The 22,702-nt window shown below is 44.9% G+C and carries 21 protein-coding genes; 8 read left to right on the top strand and 13 right to left on the bottom strand.

Annotated features, from left to right (window positions below; translation table 11 throughout):
- Positions 1-8: 8 nt before the first annotated feature.
- Entirely contained in the window at positions 9-1,727 is a 1,719-nt protein-coding gene (locus YWE_RS0105835; RefSeq protein ID WP_029093677.1) for an amidohydrolase, read from the top strand.
- Between the two features lie 154 nt (positions 1,728-1,881).
- On the opposite strand, the gene YWE_RS0105830 is transcribed toward YWE_RS0105835, so the two are convergent.
- A complete protein-coding gene (locus YWE_RS0105830; RefSeq protein WP_029093676.1) occupies positions 1,882-3,075 on the bottom strand; it encodes an amino acid aminotransferase in 1,194 nt (397 codons plus the stop codon).
- 289 nt (positions 3,076-3,364) lie between these two features.
- Between YWE_RS0105830 and cobO the strand changes: the two genes are divergently transcribed.
- The gene (cobO, locus tag YWE_RS0105825) at positions 3,365-3,964 is read left to right on the top strand and encodes a cob(I)yrinic acid a,c-diamide adenosyltransferase (RefSeq protein WP_036015226.1); all 600 of its coding nucleotides are present in this window, start codon (positions 3,365-3,367) and stop codon (positions 3,962-3,964) included.
- Between the two features lie 88 nt (positions 3,965-4,052).
- Here the strand turns inward: cobO and YWE_RS0105820 are convergent, their stop codons facing one another.
- Together YWE_RS0105820 and YWE_RS0105815 are read right to left on the bottom strand one after the other, a co-directional pair.
- The gene (locus YWE_RS0105820; RefSeq protein ID WP_029093674.1) at positions 4,053-4,610 is read right to left on the bottom strand and encodes an acyl-homoserine-lactone synthase; all 558 of its coding nucleotides are present in this window, start codon (positions 4,608-4,610) and stop codon (positions 4,053-4,055) included.
- A 95-nt stretch (positions 4,611-4,705) separates the two neighbouring features.
- Positions 4,706-5,134: a DUF4902 domain-containing protein gene (locus tag YWE_RS0105815; protein WP_029093673.1), complete on the bottom strand. Its 429-nt coding sequence runs from the start codon at positions 5,132-5,134 to the stop codon at positions 4,706-4,708.
- 239 nt (positions 5,135-5,373) lie between these two features.
- Here YWE_RS0105815 and YWE_RS0105810 point away from each other — a divergent pair, with 239 nt between their 5' ends.
- A complete protein-coding gene (locus tag YWE_RS0105810) occupies positions 5,374-6,084 on the top strand; it encodes an autoinducer binding domain-containing protein (protein ID WP_029093672.1) in 711 nt (236 codons plus the stop codon).
- 296 nt (positions 6,085-6,380) lie between these two features.
- Here YWE_RS0105810 and cobT read toward each other — a convergent pair whose 3' ends face one another.
- From cobT to YWE_RS0105785, 5 genes are all read right to left on the bottom strand, one after another.
- The gene (gene cobT, locus YWE_RS0105805; protein WP_029093671.1) at positions 6,381-7,433 is read right to left on the bottom strand and encodes a nicotinate-nucleotide--dimethylbenzimidazole phosphoribosyltransferase; all 1,053 of its coding nucleotides are present in this window, start codon (positions 7,431-7,433) and stop codon (positions 6,381-6,383) included.
- A gap of 73 nt (positions 7,434-7,506) precedes the next feature.
- A complete protein-coding gene (cobC, locus tag YWE_RS0105800; RefSeq protein ID WP_029093670.1) occupies positions 7,507-8,103 on the bottom strand; it encodes an alpha-ribazole phosphatase in 597 nt (198 codons plus the stop codon).
- Positions 8,104-8,106: 3 nt separating this feature from the next.
- Entirely contained in the window at positions 8,107-8,856 is a 750-nt protein-coding gene (gene cobS, locus YWE_RS0105795; protein WP_099044172.1) for an adenosylcobinamide-GDP ribazoletransferase, read from the bottom strand.
- Positions 8,857-8,861: 5 nt separating this feature from the next.
- Positions 8,862-9,422 (bottom strand): bifunctional adenosylcobinamide kinase/adenosylcobinamide-phosphate guanylyltransferase, encoded by a 561-nt coding sequence (cobU, locus tag YWE_RS0105790; RefSeq protein WP_029093668.1) that lies wholly within the window; start codon positions 9,420-9,422, stop codon positions 8,862-8,864.
- Entirely contained in the window at positions 9,422-10,987 is a 1,566-nt protein-coding gene (locus YWE_RS0105785) for a cobyric acid synthase (RefSeq protein WP_029093667.1), read from the bottom strand. The genes cobU and YWE_RS0105785 overlap by 1 nt, the downstream gene beginning before the upstream one ends.
- A gap of 188 nt (positions 10,988-11,175) precedes the next feature.
- Between YWE_RS0105785 and YWE_RS0105780 the strand changes: the two genes are divergently transcribed.
- The gene (locus YWE_RS0105780; protein ID WP_029093666.1) at positions 11,176-11,376 is read left to right on the top strand and encodes a 2-hydroxymuconate tautomerase family protein; all 201 of its coding nucleotides are present in this window, start codon (positions 11,176-11,178) and stop codon (positions 11,374-11,376) included.
- Between the two features lie 144 nt (positions 11,377-11,520).
- On the opposite strand, the gene YWE_RS0105775 is transcribed toward YWE_RS0105780, so the two are convergent.
- From YWE_RS0105775 to fdrA, 4 genes are all read right to left on the bottom strand, one after another.
- Positions 11,521-12,447 (bottom strand): carbamate kinase, encoded by a 927-nt coding sequence (locus YWE_RS0105775; RefSeq protein ID WP_036015223.1) that lies wholly within the window; start codon positions 12,445-12,447, stop codon positions 11,521-11,523.
- A 148-nt stretch (positions 12,448-12,595) separates the two neighbouring features.
- Positions 12,596-13,471 carry an oxamate carbamoyltransferase subunit AllH family protein gene (locus tag YWE_RS26730; protein ID WP_051323217.1) on the bottom strand — a complete coding sequence of 292 codons (876 nt, stop codon included), beginning with the start codon at positions 13,469-13,471 and terminating at the stop codon, positions 12,596-12,598.
- A 93-nt stretch (positions 13,472-13,564) separates the two neighbouring features.
- Entirely contained in the window at positions 13,565-14,824 is a 1,260-nt protein-coding gene (locus tag YWE_RS0105765; protein WP_029093664.1) for a YlbE family protein, read from the bottom strand.
- A 10-nt stretch (positions 14,825-14,834) separates the two neighbouring features.
- Positions 14,835-16,502: an acyl-CoA synthetase FdrA gene (gene fdrA, locus YWE_RS0105760; protein WP_029093663.1), complete on the bottom strand. Its 1,668-nt coding sequence runs from the start codon at positions 16,500-16,502 to the stop codon at positions 14,835-14,837.
- Between the two features lie 457 nt (positions 16,503-16,959).
- Here fdrA and allD point away from each other — a divergent pair, with 457 nt between their 5' ends.
- The 4 genes from allD to allE all read left to right on the top strand — a co-directional run bounded on the left by allD (position 16,960) and on the right by allE (position 21,572).
- Positions 16,960-18,009: an ureidoglycolate dehydrogenase gene (gene allD, locus YWE_RS0105755; RefSeq protein ID WP_029093662.1), complete on the top strand. Its 1,050-nt coding sequence runs from the start codon at positions 16,960-16,962 to the stop codon at positions 18,007-18,009.
- Positions 18,010-18,238: 229 nt separating this feature from the next.
- Complete coding sequence (gene allC, locus YWE_RS0105750) at positions 18,239-19,474, top strand: allantoate deiminase (protein ID WP_029093661.1); 1,236 nt, start codon at positions 18,239-18,241, stop codon at positions 19,472-19,474.
- 17 nt (positions 19,475-19,491) lie between these two features.
- Positions 19,492-20,736, top strand: coding sequence for an MFS transporter (locus tag YWE_RS0105745; RefSeq protein ID WP_029093660.1), 1,245 nt, complete (start codon positions 19,492-19,494; stop codon positions 20,734-20,736).
- Between the two features lie 47 nt (positions 20,737-20,783).
- Positions 20,784-21,572 (top strand): (S)-ureidoglycine aminohydrolase, encoded by a 789-nt coding sequence (gene allE, locus YWE_RS0105740; RefSeq protein ID WP_029093659.1) that lies wholly within the window; start codon positions 20,784-20,786, stop codon positions 21,570-21,572.
- A gap of 73 nt (positions 21,573-21,645) precedes the next feature.
- On the opposite strand, the gene YWE_RS0105735 is transcribed toward allE, so the two are convergent.
- On the bottom strand, positions 21,646-22,563 hold the full coding sequence (locus YWE_RS0105735) for a DMT family transporter (RefSeq protein ID WP_029093658.1): 918 nt from the start codon (positions 22,561-22,563) through the stop codon (positions 21,646-21,648).
- Positions 22,564-22,702: the final 139 nt, after the last annotated feature.

Raw genomic sequence — 22,702 nt, 5'->3', positions numbered from 1 at the left:
GACAGACCATGAGTAATCAACTGGCCGACGTTATATATTTCAATGGTTATATCTACACTGCAGACGCTCAAGACAGCATTGTAGAAGCTATTGCCATTGCCTGCGGTAAAGTACTGGCCTGCGGTACCAGCCAACAGCTAGAAAGCTACGCCAACGAGCAAACGCTTAAAATCGATTTACACGGCAAAATGATGATGCCGGGTATCATTGACGGGCACATGCACCCTTTCTGGGGCGGAGAACAACTTTCAGGTTGCCATCTGAATTATGAATCGCTGACCATTGAACAAATTATCGATCGGGTGCAACAACACCTGGATAGCGACCTATTAACCGGTGAAAACGACTGGCTCAAAGTCACCGCATGGCTACGTCAGGGAATGCTCCCGGCGGGTACTGATATGTACCGTTCAGATATGGATAAGTTGAAAACTAACCGTCCGGTTATTCTGTTTTCAAATGACTGTCACACGATGTTGGCCAACAGCCGCGCATTAGCACTGTTTGGTATTGACCAGAATACACCTGAGCCTAGCGACGGCAAAATCGGCAAGTACCCAAATGGCGAGCTGAATGGCATTCTGGAAGATGCTCCGGCAATGCGTGCCGTAGACAGTATTCCGTCACTTAATGCTCAACAGGCTGAGCAGGTTGCCCGTTTGGTACAAAAAACCTTGAATGCACAGGGCGTCACTACGGTGATGGACGCCCGCGTTTCAGCTAAACAGCTTGATGCATTTAGTTCACTGCAAAATAAAGGCGAGCTAACTCTGCGTTTCCAGGCTGCCCGCGAAATTACGCCTGACGATGCTAACAGCGTTGAAGCCGTTGCCGGTGCAGTTGAAAAAGCCGTTGAATTTGCTAACCGTTACCATCAGCAACAGTGGACCCCTGAGCCGGGTATTGGTTTACACAATATCAAAATGTTTGTCGACGGCGTGTTGCAGCCGCCGACCATGACCGCCTCCCTGCTTGAACCTTATACCATTAATCAGGGTACGGAAGAGGCGCCTGACTGGCAGTTAACCGATCGTTATGGTGACCTGTATTTCACACCAGAGATTCTGGATGAACTGATGGAAAAAATCGCGGCCGCCGGATTTGATCCTCATCTGCATACCGTTGGCGAAGGTGCAGTATCAATTGCTCTGAATGCCATTGAAAAAATGCGCGCGGCTCATCCGGGAAAGGACATTCGCCCGGGCCTTGCACACAATGAGCTGGTAAATGCGAATGATTACCAGCGTTTTGCTCGTTTAGGCGCTATTGCCTGTTTGTCATTCCAATGGGCTGCCCCAACGCCTGAATTAGTCATTGCTGAGCGCCATATGCTGGGTGAAACTCGTTTTCAAGAGTTGGAACCTATCGCTAAATTTATCGATGCCGGTGCAGTCGTGGCTTTTGGTAGTGACTGGCCAATTGACGGATTAGATGAATGGTATGACCTGAAGGTTGCAGCCACTCGTCAGGGGCGAACCGTTAATGGCATAACACCGCCGCGGCTCGATAACGATCGTAATCTGACGGTGACCGAAGTTTTACGCTCCGCGACGATTGATTCAGCCTATGCTCAGCATCGTGAAGACGTAATCGGTTCTTTAGAGGTCGGAAAATTTGCCGATATGATCGTTATTGACCGCAATGTATTTACTATCCCGCCTGAAGATATTGAAAACGTAAAGGTGTTATTAACCGTTGTGGGTGGTAAGACCGTTTATCAGGCTTAACGTTATTAACCAATTAAAATATAAAAAATTATAGAAAAAACCCCGGACGATACAGTGTCACGTATTGTCCGGGGTTTTGTATTTGATGATCGTTCATAACATAAAAAATGGCCCGATAAATTTATCGGGCCACTCAAGGTTAAATTATCTGTTTTTACTGCACTGCTGCAAACGCCGCTGCAACCCGATCAACATTCGCACTGTTTAACCCCGTCAGGCACATACGACCGTTTCTGACCAGATAGATAGCAAACTCATTGCGTAACCGATCAACCTGTTCCGGCGTCAGGCCGGTATAACTAAACATACCGGTCTGTTTCACTAGGAAGCTCGCATCTTTACCCGGCAACGCCTGCGTCATCACCCTCACCATTTGCTGGCGCATCTGCAAAATTCTCAAGCGCATTTCTTCCACTTCTGCTATCCATGTTGCTTTTAGCTCAGGATCAGACAGCACCATTGAAACGATTTGTGCCCCATGAATCGGCGGACTGGAATAGTTACGACGCACGGTAGATTTTAACTGCCCTTGCACTCTGGCTGCTTCATCTGCGTTATTACAGAATACCGATAGCCCGCCACAGCGTTCACCGTAAATGGAAAAGTTTTTAGAGTATGAGTTAGACAGTAAACAAGGCAGGCCGGCATCAGCAACGGCGCGTATCGCGTATGCATCCTGATCGAGGCCTTTACTGAATCCTTGGTATGCAATATCCATAAACGCAATGAGCTGACGCTCACCTAATACGCTAATCACTTGGTCCCACTGCTCTGGAGCCAAGTCAGCGCCGGTGGGATTGTGGCAACAAGGATGCAGTAAAACAATGCTATTAGCCGGTAATGTTTTCAGAGTAGCCAGCATCAGTTCGAAGGCAACCCCTTTCGTCTCGCTGTCAAAATAAGGGTAGCGATTAACTTTAATGCCCGCCCCTTCAAAGATTGCAACATGGTTATCCCAAGTCGGATTACTGACCCATACCTGCGAATCTGGAAAATATGTTTTAAGGAAGTCGGCCCCGACTTTCAACGCCCCTGAACCACCCAATGTCTGAATCGTCGCGACGCGATTATTGGCTATTGCCGGGCTTTCATCTCCTAGCAACAAACGTTGAGTCACTGAACGGTATGATGCCAGCCCTTCCATCGGTAAATAAACCAGAGGGTCGTGATTAGTCTTAAACAGGCGCTCTTTGGCTTGGGCAACCGAATTCAGAATAGGAATACGGCCTTGCTCATCGTAATAAAGGCCAATACTTAAATTCACTTTGTTATCACGCGGGTCTTTACCAAAATCTTCCATTAATGAAAGGATCGGATCGCCGGCATATGCATTCACGTGTTCAAACATTCCCTACCCCTTAAATTGACTATTTTCTTATTTCTTCTGCGATTCAATTCACCGACTGAGCTCCGGCTCATGATAACGATGATTGTTGTATTCGAAATGTGTTGGCCTGAACTACTTTAGTACATAACGTAATAATCTAATACTACAAAAATGACATTGATAACAAAGAAATATCGACAAAATGGTGATAAAAAGTCACTCAGCCACGGATTATGGCAATAACACTGGATAATAGATAACACAAATTGCTACCCTTATCACTTCCCATTATCAAAAGAGCAACATAGTCATGACAAACTCAACCGACAACCGCTACCAGCAACGCCAGCAGCGCATAAAAGAAAATGTCGATAAACGTATTGCTGCGGCAACCGAAAACCACGGGCTGCTGTTGATATTCACTGGTAATGGAAAAGGTAAAAGTACCGCCGCTTTTGGCACCGTCGCTCGCGCGGTAGGACACGGACAAAAAGCCGCGGTTATCCAATTTATCAAAGGTACCTGGGAATGCGGTGAACGTAACCTGCTTGCACAGCACGGCGTCGAATTTCAAATTATGGCAACCGGATTTACCTGGGATACTCAAAACAAAGAAACTGATACTCAAGCGGCCCAAGCGGTTTGGCAACACGGTAAACGCATGCTGGCTGATGAATCGCTCAGTCTGGTGGTGCTGGATGAACTCACCTATATGATTACCTATGATTATATCGATTTAAATGAGGTCATCGAGGCATTAAACCAACGTCCTATCGACCAGACTGTGATCGTTACCGGCCGGGGATGCCATCGTGAACTTATCGAGCTCGCGGATACCGTCAGCGAATTAAGACCGGTGAAACATGCTTTTGAAGCCGGTATTCAGGCACGTCAGGGAATAGATTGGTAAATGTTTGGCGGTAAATGGAATAGTAGCCAGTAATATCAAAAATGCACATTTATACCACTGGCTATGTTTATTTCTACCTAGGAATCATTTAGGTTAGATCAATAATACAGGCAATCACTGGGTGGCCATCGACTAATACCGGTGGCCCACCACGGTGTACTTTATATCCCAATCCTTTAATTAATCTCTCTACCGCTAACGGTGAGACGGTAATAATGGTAGTGATATTATATCTGGCCAGATAATTAATCGATTCTTTCAACAATCCGGCAGCCACAACGGATGATAAACTACCTTTCTGTTTCTCTAAACTTGATGCATTTAAGTCCAGAGCAGAAAAGCGGGATATCTCCCAGATGGCCGGAGAATGCGGCGGTGGATTTCCGTTTAATAAATGCGGGAACACTTCGCTTAATAAATAGGGTTCAGATGTAGGTAATAATCGTGAGCAGCCGATAATCTCTTTGTCACTATTTCTCGCAACGACATACACCGTATCAGGTTTATCAAACTGATCTCTTTCATATCCTTTCGGTGTATCTAATTCCCAGCCTAATCGCTCGACAAATACTTTATAACGATAGACGGCAAGCTCATTTTCTAACCCAACGGGCAAATTGTTTGTTGGTCCGGACAAAAATTCCATAATATGTAATCCTATATTATTAATAGAGTGAAAATATATTAATAACATTGGATTACAGATAGTAACCTGACAGAACTACCAGCTTTAAAACGCTTTTACTGAGTGATAGACTGGAGTATTTTTTTCTCCCAGCCAATCAGCCTTATTTTGCTATCGATCAGCCTTTGAGTATAGGCATCTTCATTCAGGTCTGAATAGTCATTATTTTTGATTAAAAATGCAATATTACTGAATGCAGGACCGGTTTTAACATATTGACAGGTCGCATTTTCGTAACGCAGCTCCCAATCCCAACCAATTGATATAACTGGTGATATTTTACTCACCCATTCTGTATACCCATTAATTCGAGTAATAATCCCCCCAACAGAATGCGAACTTTCTGGTTCTTCATAAGCGGCAGAATATAGGTGAATTAACTCAAGATCGCGAAAAAAATCGACTTCAATATTGATACGGAAGTCTTGTTTTATTGCCGATTTTTCACTTAAACTTTTTTCACAAATATTTTTTTTATTACGCATTTATCCCCCACAGATCCCATTTAATGACTATCTTCAGATAATCATGACTTATTTCATTTACAGGTTTCACTTATGCTATTAGTATACTAGTTAACGTAACATGCCTGTGACATGGTGATTAATTAACCGGCTAAACAACTGAATTTATTGTATATAGCCACACAGTAGTAATAAACCACTAAATAATACTTACCGATACTGAGTTCCTGTCTGAGTTTATTGCTATCAAAGGAAGGATTTTGAAAATTAATCTCTATAAAACTTATGAAAATTTATCAAAAGCCAAGGATAAAGGCACTTTTTTCACTGCATTACAGACAGCGGTTTCTAATTTAGGTTTTGAATATTGTGCTTATGGCGTCAGGTCTATTTACCCGATTTCTTCGCATGAAACTCAGGTTATTAATAATTACCCTGATGACTGGAACCAAACCTATAGTACCAATAACTATCTAGAGATAGATCCTACCGTTAAGCACGGAATGCGTTCAACCCAGGTTTTATTCTGGGAAGAGAACGTCTTTAAAGAGGCGCCTTACTTTTGGGAAGACGCGCGTTCTTTCGGTATTAAGCAAGGTATTTCCCAATCACAAAAAGACGTAAACGGCCGTATAGGTATGCTGACCTTTGCCAGCGATAATCCCGAAATAACGCAAAAGACGCTGTTAGTTCAGGCCCCTTCCCTTATCTGGCTATCTCAGTTAGCCCATACCGGTTTAGCAGAAAAACTCATGCCGCTAAAATCGAGTGAAATTGACCACAAGCTAACTAAAAGAGAAATAGACATTCTTCGTTGGACTGCAGAAGGCAAAACGTCCAATGAGATATCTGTCCTTATGTCTATTAGCGACCGTACGGTTAACTTTCACATAAATAATGTATTAAAAAAGCTCGCAGTATCAAATAAAACGGCGGCAACCGTAAAAGCGATCGTACTCAACTTACTTTAATAACACGCGTAACTATTACAACAATTTATATCACTGAGCTTTTAATATTTAGCGAAAATTTTGCTAAATTTCGATCAAACATAAATAAATTTTAGCATAATATATTAAATAATGATTAAATAACGATCTATTCGATCGAAATAAAACCAGTATAACCAAAACCTACATATTCCCGGTACCAAATAACAATATTATTCTATTTCAGTACGGGTAGCTGTGCCTTGTTATCAACGTAAACAGATACCCGTACATGTTCATGCTGAGTCATCAGCCACATTTAATAACAGCATAGAACATTAAACCGGTAATTCAATATTTGACCCGGCCAGGGTTCCCATCTGGTTAGCCATTACGCAGGCGGCATCAATAATAGGGAAAGCCATCGCTGCCCCGCTTCCCTCGCCTAATCGCATTTCCATATCTAAATAGGGTTTTAATCCTAAATTATTTAATGCGACACCTGCGCCATATTCGGCAGATCGGTGAGACGAAATTAAATAGGGTCGAGCGTTCGGAGCAATTTGAATCGCTATCAGAGCAGCGGCATAAGAAAGAAATCCGTCTAAAACGACCGGAACACCCGCTGATGCAGCTCCAATCATCACACCGGCCATACCGCCAAGATCAAAACCACCGACTTTTGCTAATACATCGATACCATCGTTTGAGTCTGGCTGGTTAACTTCAATCGCTTTTCTCACTACCGCGACCTTGTGCGCTAGCTTATCCGTCGGCAAATTAGCACCAACGCCAACGGTCAACTGTGGGTCAACGTGACAAAGTACGCTGACAATCGCTGCTGCCGGCGTAGTATTACCCATACCTAACTCACCAACCCCGATTAGCTGAATACCATTGTTAACCTGCTCAATTGCCAACCGAGCACTGTTCTCCAAAAGAGTAACTGCCTCACAGCGACTCATTGCAGCCTGTTTGGCTATGTTGCCAGAGCCATCCGCCCTGACTTTATGATTCAGTACACCCTCAATGGGAGCGCATTTAATGCCGGTATCTACCAGCAAAACCTCTGCTCCGGCATTTTTAGCCAGTACGCATACGCCGGTGACACCTTTAGTCATGTTCAACATTTGGATTTGAGTCACTATCTGCGGTGATACGCTGATACCTTCGTCAAAAACACCGTGATCTGCGGCCATAACAATAATTTGTTTACGCTCAAAGTGGATATCAGTGGAGTGTGAAATACCGCTAAGCTGAATGGCCAGCGTCTCTAGCTGCCCCAAACTTCCGGTCGGCTTTAGCAAACCATCCAGCTTATCCGACATGTCTTGCATAGCATCGGTATTCAACGGACGGATAGCGTTAATTATCTGAGCCAGAGTTTTCATTAAATATAGGCCTTTATTGTCTATTTTATGGATGCAAACGAACATCCATGGGTTTGATATTGAAACACTCGCGCTATTCAGCGCGAATATTAATACTCTCAATCACCGCGTGCCCTTGCCGGATATCAATCACGCTGTAAGCGCCTTGCATAAAGGTAAAGTGCCAAAATGCCTCGGCGGGAAGTCCGAGTAAAGTGAGTAAAATACAGCGCAGCGTCCCTTGGTGCCCGACCAACAGCACTGACTGTCGTTGATTGTCAGCCAGCCAGTCAGTCAATGATTGCTGAATGCGTTGAAAAAAATGGTGGAAACTTTCACCTTGTGGCGGCGCAGTATGCTGCCAGTCGTCAGACCATGCGGCGTAAGCTATCGCATCATCCAAAGCAATATCCTTGTAATGCCGACCTTCCCAGCGACCAAAATTGATCTCATTAAACTCAGCGATAGCACGATGTTCGGCCCGGTTTCCGGGCGAAATATAGCTTGCCGTTTGGCTGGTCCGTATCAATTTGCTGGTAATAACACCGTCAAAATGTATTCCTGCTAAAGCTTTGGCTAATGCTTGAGCCTGAAGAATGCCGTTGTTATTAAGCGGGGTATCACTGATGCCGGAATAAACACCGCTTTTATTCGCCTCTGTTTCACCGTGCCGGACTAAGAATAATTTCATCTATTAATGAACCATCAACAGTAAGAACAACAATTCACCTATTTCGATACCTGCCCCAATAGTGTCACCGGTCTGCCCGCCGAGTTTATTCTGAATAAGCGTACGGTAAATTAACACTACCACCGCCGTAGCCACGATAGTCAGTAGCGCATAGCTACCGGCAAGGAAAAAGACCAAAACGGCACACAGTATCAGGGTTTGGCAGAACTCACTGCCGCTGATTTTACCAATATATAAATTACCTACGCCGCTTTCTCGGGCATAGTTTTGGCGATACATCAGTAAGACACTTAGCGACCTACCGACAACCGGTGCGGCTATCAGTAGCCCCATAACCGCCGCCTGATTTTCGGCCAGTTGATAAACAACTAAAATATGCAGGGCAATTTTAAATATCAGTGCCAGCGTTCCGTGAGTGCCAATACGGCTATCGCGCATGATTTCCAACATCCGCGCTCTCGGTCTGGAAGAAAAAATACCGTCAGCGGTATCCGCTAAGCCATCCAGATGAAACCCACCGGTAATAGCCGCCATAGTCAATACGGCACAGGCTGCGGCAAGCAAATTACCCCACCACATTTGAGTCAAGACAAAAACAAACGCACTGATAACACCAACAACAAGACCAACCAATGGAAAAGTGATAATTCCCTTGCGATAGTCAGTGATATCTAAACCGGATGTATAGCGTTCCGGCACCGGAATACGGCTCATAAACTGTAACGATGCTAAAAAGAGTTTTATATATTTCATCTTTTTTAACCCTTAATTTTCATATCAATACCTGAAACCACAAAGTGAACTTCCTGAGCCTGTTCAGCCAAACGTTGATTCACCCTACCGGCAATATCAAGAAAACGTCGTGCCAGCGTATATTCCGGCACGATGCCACATCCCAACTCATTGGTGACGATGATGATATGGCTTTCACTGCTAGCACAGGCTTGCAATAGATCATCAATCTCAAGCGACAGGCGTTGTTCAATTGCGTCATAGTCCAGCTTTTCAGGATCTGCATCACCGGCCTGATCAAACAGTAAGTTAGTCAGCATCGTGGTAATACATTCAAGTACTATCACCGGAAAATTTGTCGATTGTTGGCGAATTTCATTGCCCAACTGGCGGTATCCTTCATGGGTTTTCCAGTGTGCCGGACGTGCCTGTTTATGTTGTTCAATACGTAGCGTCATCTCAGCATCGGTAGCCACTGAAGTCGCAATATAAAGAACATCAGCGCCATCACGGATTGCCCGTTGATTGGCCATTTTCTCTGCCAGGCGGCTCTTACCGCTTCGGGCTCCGCCGGTAACTAAAATCATCATATTTTTGTCTGCTTACTTTGCTGCTCAGCATGGTCGGCCATCAGCCGGTAGATTTTTTGAATATCAATATATTCACGCATATTATCGGCCAGATGGTCATATTCCCGCTGTTTAAACGCGTCGAGTGATTGGCTCTGTTCCAGTGGCGGCAGCTGTTTTCGCTGGCGTAACTTATTTAACAGCTGGCGGGTAAAGGGCTCGCGATCAAAAATACCGTGAATATAGCTACCCATGACATTCCCCGATAGACTGACCGCGCCGTCATCAGATTCAACAACCTGGCCGTTACGGCTGATCAAGCGGCAGAAAGGCCGAGTGTTTGAGCCTATAACCGTTTGTCCCATATGAATTTCATAGCCTTCAATGATCATTTCATTATCCACCTGAAACAATCCTTCATCATCAGGCGGTAAAACGCTAACTTTGGCTTCAACCTGAGTGGTGGTTTTTTCCGCGGAAAACCGGGTTTCACAATCAAGTAATCCCAATCCGTCCATTTGAGCTATACCTGATTCAATACCGTCATATAACCGATTCCCCAGCATCTGGTAACCGCCACAGATCCCTATAATAGGAATGCCTAACTGGTTAAGCCGCAGAATTTCCTGTTCCATACCGCTTTCCCGCAGGTATTTAAGATCGCCGAGGGTGTTCTTACTGCCGGGTATAATCAGTAAATCCGGATATCCAATCTTCTCATCGCGCATAACATAGCGCAGATGAACATCAGGCTGGATAGCTAACGCGTTAAAATCGGTAAAGTTAGACAAGTAAGGCAGGTGAATAACGGCGATATCTAATTGATTGTGGCTGGCATGATTACGCTGGCGGTACTTATTTTGGCTAAGCCCGACGCTGTCTTCATCTTCAATATTGAGTTCAATAAAAGGCATCACGCCTAACACCGGTACTGACGTCATTTGTTCAATCATTTCAATACCGGAATGAAGTAAGGCAACGTCTCCGCGAAATTTGTTAATAATGACCCCTTTCACTCGCGCCCGTTCATCATCGCTGAGTAACGCAAGCGTGCCATAAATGGCAGCAAATACGCCGCCGCGATCGATATCGGCCACCAGAATCACCGGTGCATCTATTCGTTCAGCCATGCCCATATTCACGATGTCACGATCGCGCAGATTTATCTCGGCCGGGCTTCCGGCGCCTTCCAGCACAATAATTTCCTGCTCAGAAGCCAGACTGCGGTATACCTGTTCAATGTGATCCATTAATCGAGGTTTATACTGGTGATAGGTAACGGCATCCATATGGTTGAATACTTTTCCCATCACAATAACCTGAGCCTGCATATCACTAGTGGGTTTAAGTAAAACCGGATTCATTCGAACGTCCGGTTTTATTCCCGCCGCTTCAGCCTGAAATATTTGTGCCCTGCCCATCTCATCACCTGCCTCGGTAATTCCCGAGTTCAGGGCCATATTTTGAGATTTAAATGGGGCAACCCGATATCCATCCTGAAAAAAAATCCGACATAAGCCAGCAACCAGAACGCTTTTCCCTACGTCGGATCCTGTTCCCTGCAACATAATAGATAAGGCCATCGGCTACCTTCAGATTGACTCCGAGCCCAGAGTCGGTAAGTTGTTATTTGCCTAAGGATAACGTTGTTTTGGGTCCCGGCTCAACTTAAGCACCACATCACATAGCGAAAACACCACTTAACGGTCATAATTCAGCTCGATTAAGTTCGCTGTTATTTACCATGTTACCCACTTTCACGGAGTAAAGTATGCCTTACGTTAATATCAAAATAACCAATGAAGGGGCCACCGCCGAGCAGAAAAAGCAGCTCATTGAAGGTGTCACTCAACTGTTAGTCGACGTGCTGAATAAAAACCCCGCGACGACCTTTGTGGTAATTGATGAAGTAGAAACTGACAATTGGGGGATCGGTGGCGTGCCGGTAACTGAGTTAAGAAAAGCCAAATAACGTTGGTACAGAATGGATATTTAGAGCCATCGAAAAAAGGGCGCGCAATAAAAAACTGCACGCCCTTCTGTTTTCGCTCAAGCGATCAGAATCATAGTAAAAAATCACTCACACCCAAAGCAGGTCAGAGCTGAGTGAGTCAGATTATAAATGAATCTTAGTGCCTTTCTCGCCCTTCAGAATCTGTGCCGCATCATGCAATGCACCGATATAGGCCGGGTTACCGCTTTTCTCTACGTAGCCAATCACCGCCTGAGCTTTAGGCCCCATTGAACCATCAGCGATAGCGAAAGGCTTAAGCTCTTGCGCGGTGACATCCCGCAGCGCTCTCTGATTTGGCGTTCCCCAGTCCTGATAGACCGCATCGGCATCGGTCAGCACTAACAGACAATCTGCATTTAACTCAGACGCAAGTAATGCCGCTGAGAAGTCTTTATCGATAACCGCCTCTATACCACTAAAACCGCTATCTCCGTTATTAACGACCGGTACTCCGCCGCCACCGTTACATACCACCACGTGGCGCATATTTAATAATGCATTGATAGCATCCAGATCTAAAATACGCTTAGGCATTGGCGATGGCACCACACGACGGATATATTTGCCATCTTCCTTCATGGTCCAGCCATAACGCTGTGCCATTTCTACCGCTTCCTGCTCATTATAAACCGGACCGATAAATTTAGTCGGGTCCTGGAAAGCAGCATCATTAGTATCAACCAGTACTCTCGTCAGCACGGATGATACCGGTGGCATCCCTTGTTCTTGCCCCAGGCTCTGAGTAATCATATAGCCCAACATTCCCTGAGTTTCAGCAACCAGAATATCTAACGGATAAGCAGGTGTCTCTTCATAAGCCAAATTTTGTAGCGACAGCAGACCAACCTGAGGTCCGTTACCATGAACAATCACTACGTTGTAATCTTCCGATAAGACTTTGACAACTTTAGCGACTGCCGCAATATTTTTATATTGATTATCAGCTGAAAGAACTTCATTTCGCTGTAATAAAGCATTGCCACCTAAAGCAAGAACCAACGTTTTATACTTCTTGTTTTCAATATCCATTATGACCTCTTGCAGAAAACATCAGTAGGGCCTGAAGATTATTTCAGACCTGATTGTTGACTGATTTTATTGATGAAACTTAATAACCATTTAAAAAGACAACCCGCCTTTTCAAATAACTATTAATTAAATTATTTTATTTATACGTCTATTTAATATAAGGCTTATTAATATATTCATTCAGTGCCAGGCAAACTAACCCGACGCCCAATAAGGTGTCTGCACCTGAATGGTGGCCTAAACTTAATATCTGCTCGACTCTTCGCTTGGTTTTTATTTCATCACTCACCGAATAGCCACATATTGCTCGTGATAAATGTAATAGCGGGGTCGAAAAAACACCCTGTGCCGCGCACTGAAGATAGTTAACGCTAACAATGGTGGTCAGCTTATCTAAATGCCGGAACTCTTCCGCGGTAAAAAAATCTGACTGTTGCAGCCTTTGCGCCAAACGACAGTCGCTGTATATCATCAGTAATATGCCAATTAAGGTGTCATCCATGCTTGGCGTCAGCCCCGGGCCTTTACCGATTAAATCTTCCCAGCTCACGGTTTCGCCTTCCAGCCAATAAATAATTCTGCGCTGTATTTCAATAAGTTCACTGTTTAATGGCGTCTGTAAGGCCTGAGCAAGATCGCCATATAAACCGGTTTCACCGCCGCTCTGCGCAACAGAACGGAAAAAACACTCACGGCGTACTTCACCGTTGGTTTGAACCTGTAAATCTAAATAGCGCTTAGGCAATGCAATATTAAGTGCCCCGAAGATGATTCCCTGATGGTTTATTTCACCAACCTGCCCTGGTGATAATTCATCGGCCAAATATAAAAACTCATCTTCTGTCAGAACTATTCCGAACGGGCTAATACCTTGCCCGGTTCGCTGAATGGTTAATAATTTATTTTCACCCACGCAAAGATTAATGGCCTTTGAATAAATGCTATGGCATGTAATCCGCCCCTTAATTCCTTGAGTATTCAGGCTGGCGGCCAGTGGAGTAAATAAAATATTCGCCTGTTGCATAACATTCCTTACCATCAGCAGTATTGCCGCTAGAAACCAGAAGGCTAAGTTTTGCTGATAAGCAAAAAGGCTTAGCCTTCTTCGGTTACTTAGTTACTCAATACCCATCTCTTCAGCCAATGCCTCTAACGCTTTTTCAAAACAGGCCAGAGGAGGACGAACAGTACCGGCACCAATCTGGCCAATGCCCGGTTCTTTATGTGCGATACCGGTATTAATCAGTGGCGTAATGCCGGTTTCAACAACCCGACGAATATCTAATCCGATACATGCACCTTGGAAATCCCAAGTAGGAATTTGCAGTAACATGTTGTGCTCAAGATAGATTTCACTCATCTCTTCGGTAACTTCTGTCGCGGCATCAATACCACCGGCACCCACGAAACGGGTCACGCCCGGAGCCGCTAACATCGCTGCACCACCAACGCCGAAGGTTTCAGTAATCGCACTATCACCGATATCCGGATTGGCATCAGCTTGGCTAAAGCCGGTGAAGAACAGCCCCTGTGGCGTATTTACCGGCGCAGTAAACCAGCGATCCCCTAGCCCACTGACGCGGATACCGAAGTTTTGACCGTTACGGGTCATCGCGGTAACAATACTACCGGCCTTAATTTGTGCACCGGCATCCATCGCCGCTTTACAGTAAGCCATTGCCAGATTAAGGAAGAACTGATCGGTAATACTCAGGAACTGCAGAACCTCGGTAATCTCTTCTTTATTACGCTCCAGTTGAGAAATTTTGGGTGCCAGCGTTCTCATCAGCAAGGCTGATGTGGCGATATTACGCTGATGGAATTCATCACCCATGGTAATGCCTTGAGCCATCATAGCCGTCAGGTCAATACCGTCTTCAAACTTCTGCAATGTCTCACTGAGTACCGGAGATAAAACATCGCGCATCCAAGCCAGGCGTTGCTGCACATCTGGGCCATAAGCACCAAAGCGCATAACCTTACCGATACCTTCGTTCAGGTTACAGTAAGCATAGTTGCCGTGTATGGCGTTATAGGCAACGATCATTGGCATATTCGCCGAGGTAATTCCGCCCATAGGGCCAACCGCATCTACGTGATGGCAAGGAATAAATTCAATCTTCCCGCCATTAAGCAATGCCAGCGCTTCAGCTTCGTCTTTTGCCCAACCTTCAAACAGGCAAGCACCGATGCAGGCTCCGCGAACCGGGCCACTCATATGAGCCCATTCCACCGGAGGCCCGGCGTGAAGTAACTTTTGGCCGGTTTGAAGTGCAGGAATCACTTCTTTTGCTGGCTTCACATCAATCCAGCGCGGACGAGCTTCTTTAATACGGTCGATAACTGCGGTATTGGCTTCTGCAATAGACTTATACATAACAATGCCCTTACTGTAATTTTTTCAATAAATTAGCTAACTTCTCATTTCCGCCGGCAACCGGTGCCCATTGGTAATGCACCACGGGAACATTACTGCTTTGAAGATCTTCAGCAAACCCTCGCAGACCGGCATTGATCACGTTGACACCGTTAAGCAATGCGGTCGGTTTCAGTTCTTTAGCTGGCGGAACGTCGGCAATCATGGTACCGGCAAGCAAAATAGCCTGCGGTAGGGTTTCACAAACCACAATGTTTGCATCTTCCAAGATTTTTATTTGACTGGAACGACACTGAGGGTCCTGTTCGGTACCGGTGACGGTGGCAATAATGGTGATTGCCGGCTGAGAGCCGCGCTTTTCACGCATTTTATTGACCGCCTCAACCACGGCACCCGCCGGGTCTAGCAGTGAACCGTAACCCAGCACCACATCAATGAGCAGAACGCCGGTTTCTGCAGAGTCCGCCAGTTTAATGATTTCCAACTGACGTACAGTCGGGTCAATCATGGGATGAGGACGGCCTACGGTATAGAAGTCATCACCGAGATCGATAACTTTATGTCCATCAGCGGCTAACATAACGCCTTTGGCATGCTCACTGTCGGTCTGCAGTCCAAGCTGCTCGGCCAACAACATGGCCGCTTCAGCTGCCAGCGTACCGCCGGTATACAGCCCGATAATTTTCTTCTTCGGCGCTTTGGTATGCAGCGCCGCGGCGTCTTCAACCTTAGATAAGGCAACCGCCAGCTCTGCAGCTTGATTCAGGGTATTGGCAAAATAGACATTCCCTTCACGCGCTTTGGCATGCGCGGTTCCTAAGAACAGTGCAACGACAGGTTTATTGATGGCTTTCATCGCACTAATCACCTTCTGGCGCACTGCTTCTGCCGGAGGTTTAGAAACAAAAGCGATAACGTTGCTGTCTTGATCGTTGGCCAGCATATCCAGTGCGGTTAATGCACTAACGCCACCGACGCCAACCGATAAATCTCGGCCACCTAAGCCAATCGCATGTGTAATACCTTGCCCGGCCAGCGCAACCTGAGAAATCAACTCTTGAATACCGGTACCTGATGCGCCTATAACGCCAATGTTTCCCTTAGGCATCACGTTGGAAAAGGCTAAAGGAGCACCGGCTATAATCGCGGTACCACAGTCAGGTCCCATCACAATCAGACCTTTACTACTGGCCTTGTTTTTTAAGCGTACTTCATCTTCCAGCGTCATATTGTCTGAGAAGATCATCACGTTTTTATCGCTGTCTAACGCCTGTTCAGCCAGGTTAGCGGCATACTCACCGGCAATAGAGATCAGCAGTAAGTTTGAATCAGGGAGTTTTTTCAGCGCGCTTTCCCAGCGGCGAACTTTAAGCAGTTTTTTACCGCCGCGTTGCCCCTGAGCCAAGGCCTGTAGGGCGGCCTCTAATTCACCGCTAATAAAGTCGATAACGCTCGGGTCGGTATTCTCTGCACGTATTGCCACACAGATATCGTTGGGCGTTGCCTCTAAAAACTGGTCGTGCCAGAAGCCGGTTGTTTCCAATAACGATTTATTGGCCGGCGTTCCCATCATTACAGAAACTTCATCAACCTCAGGAGATTCACTCAGTTTTCGGGAGATCACCATCAAACTCACCGAATCCTGAAAGCTCCCTTTCTTCACAAACGCATGTATCATTTTATTCACCTTAAAAAGCCTAACCATGAATACATTGCCCGAATGATATTTTCGGTTTTCTCAAAATATAAATAATATTCTTAATCTGTATAATTATTATCACAAACATGCAGTGAGACAAATAACTTAGCAGATAACTGATTTTCCGAAAAATCACGCAATTAACGCTGTGGACACAGTACAAATAAAAAATTACTTATAGGGTGAACTAAATCACATTAAATCCATTATCATAAAATTTAACTGATTAGTGCATTTATATTTAAAAATTATTCAAAGATAGAAAGTGGCTTAATAAAAAATAACCATTTATTAAATTTTTTTAGTATTAATGCCCTATTTTAAAAAAACATCTAACTATGTAATAAAAGATAATTGGATCACATTATTTATTACTTAGCCGCGTATTGTGCTACGCAACAAAACGCCTAATTCGCGATGTCAGAAGGAAAATGTCATGAAAGTCACTCGACAGAAGCTCCATCAGCTTATTCAAAATAAACTTAATAAAGCCGGACTATCAGAACAGCATGCCTCAATGGTAGCTGACGTTCTGGTTCATGCCGATGCCAGAGGTATTCATTCTCATGGTGCGGTACGAGTTGAATATTACGCAGAACGGATATCTAAAGGTGGCACAAATACCAGCCCCAATTTCCATTTTGAACAGACAGGCCCTTGCTCTGGCGTATTTCACGGCGATAACGCCGCAGGCCATGTCGCCGCTAAGCTGGCGATGGACGAAGCAATCACCTTAGCTCAAACCAACGGCATTGCCATCGTTGGCGTTAAAAAAATTGGTCACAGCGGCGCCCTTTCCTATTTTGTACAGCAGGCCGCTAAGCAGGGAATGGTCGGTATTTCACTGTGTCAGTCAGACCCGATGGCGGTACCTTTTGGTGGCACCGGCGTTTACTACGGAACTAACCCGATAGCGTTTGCCGCCCAAGGTGAAGATGATAAAGTCATGACGTTTGATATGGCAACAACCGTTCAGGCGTGGGGAAAAATCCTTGATGCTCGCTCACGTAATGACGTAATTCCCGATAACTGGGCGGTAAACGAACAGGGTGAACCAACGACAGATCCGTTTGAAGTTAAGGCTCTGGTTCCACTTTCCGGCCCTAAAGGCTACGGATTGATGATGATGGTTGACGTTCTATCCGGTATTTTATTAGGCCTGCCATTTGGTAGCCGGGTCAGCTCGATGTATAACGATTTGACTGAAGGCCGTAATCTTGGTCAGTTGCATATTGTCATTAACCCGTCTTATTTTACCGACCCGCAAACCTTCAAGCAGAATATCAGCCAAACGATGAAAGATCTTAATGCTGTGAAACCGGCTCCGGGTGTTAAGCAGGTGCTTTATCCGGGGCAAAATTGCGATATCAATGAAGATGAGAGTAATCTGAACGGCATCGAAATTGTTGATGAAATATACCAATACCTTCTTTCTGATACGCTTTATAATCATTCTTACGATCATAAAGACCCATTTGCTCATTAATAATACTCGAAAATAGAGTCGATTAATTTGCATCCTAATAATTTGTTTTAGTAACTAATACCTGCTTTTAAGAAATGATATTTAAGTCCGGTGAACGATTTAATTACACCGGACTATTAAATGAACATCAATGGATAATGCACTCTGAATATTTATTTTCAACCATTCGTTTGGTTGAAAAATGAAATAACGCTATTTGAAGCTAACTATTCAAAACAAAGGTGATTATATGATGGAAAATATTATTCAAGACGTAGAGAGTAATGTTAGCTGGCTCAGTCAATTCGGCAGTGTCCCTAGCGGTGGAATAACCCGCCTGCTCTACTCCAAAGAATGGTTTGATGCTCAGCAAGCATTAAAACAAAAGTTTGAGGACATGGGATTAGAAACGTCGTTTGATGAAGTCGGTAATTTATCAGGCAAGTTAATCGGCAGTCAGCATAAAGACCAAGTGATTATGTCTGGCTCGCATATTGATAGTGTGGTTAATGGCGGTAATTTAGACGGCCATTTTGGCATTATTGCTGCCTATTTGGCGGTTCAGTATTTAAAACAGCAGTATGGCACGCCCCTGCGCACCATTGAGGTGATTTCTCTGGCGGAAGAAGAAGGCAGCCGTTTCCCTTATGTATTCTGGGGAAGTAAAAACTTGTTAGGCCTGGCTAAAAAAGAAGAAGTGCTCAATATTAAAGATGCTGCGGGCACCCCTTTTGTCGATGCCATGCGCGGCCTTGGCTTTGACTTCAAACAAGATGACAGCGCTGCACGAAAAGATATTAAAGCCTTCGTTGAGCTGCATATTGAACAAGGCAGCGTACTGGAAACTGAAGGAAATACCATTGGCGTTGTGACCAGTATTGTTGGTCAGCGCCGCTATAACATTACCCTGAAGGGTGAAGCAAATCACGCAGGCACCACGCCGATGAGCTATCGCAAAGATGCGGTGTATGGTTTTAGCCGTATCTGTACAGAATCTATTGCTAAAGCAAATGCTGCCGGCGATCCGCTGGTTCTCACCTTCGGGAAAGTTATTCCGAAACCCAATACCGTTAACGTCGTACCCGGCGAAGTCATGTTTACCATGGACTGCCGCCATACTGACCAAGCCTATCTCAAATCATTTACTGAAGAAATTGAAAAAGATATGCAGGCGATTGCTCATGAAATGGGCATGGAGATCGTGATTGACCGTTGGATGGACGAAGCGCCGGTCCCTATGGATACGGATTTAGTGAATACCCTGAAAGATATCTGTGAAAAAGAGCAGCTTAATTATCGCTTAATGCACAGCGGCGCAGGTCATGATTCACAAATATTTGCACCTCGTATCCCTACTGCCATGTTATTTATTCCAAGCATTAAAGGCATCAGCCACAACCCGGCAGAAAAAACCAAGACTGAAGACTTAGTCGAAGGGGTTAAAGCCCTGACTCAGGCCCTTTATCAATTAGCCTATCAGAACTAGAGACTCACATTATGCAAATGGACAGCGTAGATCAAAATGTAAAAAGTGGTGGTATCCAATACTGGCACAAGATCGTTATTATTCTCTGCCTTGGTTGGGTCTCTATCTGGATCTATCGGTCAGTATTAACTCCGATATTTCCAGAAATCCAAGCCTCTCTGAACGTTACATCCAATGCCGAAATGGGGCTGATAGCCAGCTTCTACTTTTTTGCCTATACCGGTATGCAAATACCGGCAGGTATGCTGGTCGACAGATTTGGCCAAAAAGTGGTATTAATCCCCGGATTCCTGTTATTCACCGCGGCAGCATTAGTGATTGGTAATGCCTCTAGCCTGTCGATGGTATATTTAGGTAGCCTGATGGCGGGTATCGGTTGTGGTTCTTACTATGGTTCAGCCTATTCCCTGTCATCAAAAAATATTCCTGCCGAACGCCGCGGTCTGGCAACGGCGATTATCAACAGCGGTTCAGCCGTTGGTATGGGTATTGGTCTGATTGCTTCGAGCTTTTTTGTAAAAAGCCTGAAGATGGACTGGCAAATCATGTTGTATATGATTGCCGCAATACTGTTCCTGATGGTGTTAGTTTTTGCCATTGTGATCAAAACTCCGCCAAAAGAAGAGAAACCGGCAGTTTCCACCAGTGCAAATATGCCTGACTCACCGGTAACCGCCGGAGGAAAAGCAAACCTGTTTACCTCCAAGATGATCGCAGCCTACATCATCTATTTCGCTACCTGCTACGGCTACTATATGGTGGTTACCTGGTTACCATCCTTCTTACAGCAGGAACGCGGTTTTGAAGGCGTCGCTATCGGTTTCTCATCTGCCCTGGTGGCTTTCTCTGCGATTCCGGGTGCCCTGTTCTTTAGCCGCATGTCTGATAAATTCCGCGACAGAAAAGTCGGTCTGATTATTTTCCTTGAGATCTGTGCGGCAGTGATGCTGATCGTCACCGTTATTGCACCAAATTCAACCATCTTACTGATCGGTCTGATTCTGTACGGACTGCTAGGTAAATTAGCCGTTGAGCCAATTCTGATTTCTTATGTCGCTGACCATGCACCAAAAACCGGATACGGCACCTCTTTCGGCGTATTCAACTTCTTTGGCATGAGTTCATCGGTTATCGCCCCGTTCTTAACCGGCGTAATCTCAGATCAGTTGGGTTCAAAGCAGATGGGCTTCTATATTTCGGCCATTATTCTGGTAGTCGGTACCGCCGTATTCTTCTTCTCTAACCTGAAGAAGAGTAAATAATTTAATTAATACTGAGTAACAAGATTTGTTTCTTATAGGAGTTGAACATGGGTTATTTCAATAATAATACGGGCTATCCGCGCGATCTGTTGGCATCCCGAGCGGTAATTAAACGTGAAAACTATGCGTTAATTCCAACTGATGGTTTAGTGAAGAATATCGTGCCCGGGTTTGAAGAGTGTGATGTCACCATTCTGTCCTCACCCAAGCTGGGGGCGACCTTTGTCGACTATATCGTCACTATGTTGCCTAACGGTCGTAATGAAGCAGGCTACGGAGCTGAAGGCGTTGAAACCTTTGTCTATGTTATCGATGGCAACATTAAGGCTTCTGCCGGAGAGCAGCCGTTTGATCTATCCACCGGCGGTTATCTCTATTGTCCGGCGGGTACCATGATGTACCTGAAGAATAATAACGGCGACAAAAATAGTCAGTTATTCCTGTATAAGAGAAAGTACTCACCGCTAGCCGGTCATTCTGCTGAGGTTGTTTCAGGTAATGCCAATAATCTGGAAAAAATCCATTATGAAGGCATGAGCAACGTTATTCTGCAAGACTTCCTGCCTAAGCATTTGGGCTTTGATATGAATATGCATATTTTGAGCTTTGAGCCGGGCGCCAGCCATGGTTATATCGAAACCCATATTCAGGAGCACGGTGCCTATATTCTAAGTGGTGCAGGTATGTACAACCTAGATAATGAATGGATACCGGTTAAAAAAGGCGACTATATCTTTATGGCCGCTTACTGTTTACAGGCCGGATATGCGGTAGGAACCGATGAACCTTTTAGCTATATATATTCCAAAGACTGTAACCGGGATGCCGAGCTGTAATTAAGCTAACGCCCTGCAACCTTACGCCAAACGGCCACTTAACGGTGGCCGTTTTTATTTTCTTTAGATAAAGCTATCGCGATCGTAGCGGCCGTTTTACCGAACATAAATAAATCCCGCACAGAATAAATAAGGCGCTGACTAAGTGATAATAGCTCACCGGCGCACCCAGAAATATAATGCTCATAATGCCACCCGACAGCGGAATGACGTGGGTAAAAATTTCACCCCGAGTGGCGCCTAAGGCCATAATGCCTTTGTGCCAAAACAGGTAAGAAAGCCACGACGGAAAAACCACCAGATAGGCCAGGCCAAGCAGAAAATTGGGGTTATTCGCTAATTGTGAAATGTTAACCACCAAAGGCGGCATATCAAACGTTAAATAGTAGCCAATAGCGGCAGGTATTAAGATTAATGCCCCAATAATCGACGATGAAGTGACGAAAGCATAGCCGCTGATACGCCGATCTTTGGTTCGCAAAAACGAACAGTAAAACGCCCAGCTTAAGGCAGAAGCTATAGCCCAAAAATCGCCTTGATTAATATTGTCGGCGAGCTGTTCTAAATCAAGAAAATTACCTTTGAATAATAAGTAAAGGACGCCAACGGTACTGATGATAACCCCAAATATATTCGCTTTAGTGACGCTATCATTAAATACCAGCCGGTTAATTACCAATACGACACAGGGCGTTGCTGACATATAAACAGCGGCATTAAGTGAAGTGGTATATTGCAGCCCGATATAGAGCGTTAACGGAAATAACACCTGTCCCAAAATAGACAGGCAGGCAATTGTTCTCAAACTCCCGATGATAAGCGTTAGGTTAGTGCGTAGCTGTTTATGGTATATCATCGTTAGCAGTATGGCGGTAAATAGCCAGCGTAACGCCGATAGCAAGAAGGGATTCGTGTCCTCAACCAGAATCCGCCCCACCACATAATTGCCTCCCCAAAAGACGGCTGCCAAAAATAAAAAAATATAATTCATCTCGCCCCCTGCTTATATATCAACGAATATATTACAGGCGCAGGCGATTATGGTACTTTTTCGTCGTGTGATTCTGCCGAAAAGGCATTTTTAAACAAGGCTAAAACAATATAGTCCCCGCGAGGTAGCAAGGACTATA

Source organism: Budvicia aquatica DSM 5075 = ATCC 35567 (assembly GCF_000427805.1).
GTDB lineage: Bacteria > Pseudomonadota > Gammaproteobacteria > Enterobacterales > Enterobacteriaceae > Budvicia > Budvicia aquatica.
The sequence above is the reverse complement of the archived record's forward strand: the minus strand, read 5'-3'. Positions and strand labels throughout refer to the sequence as shown.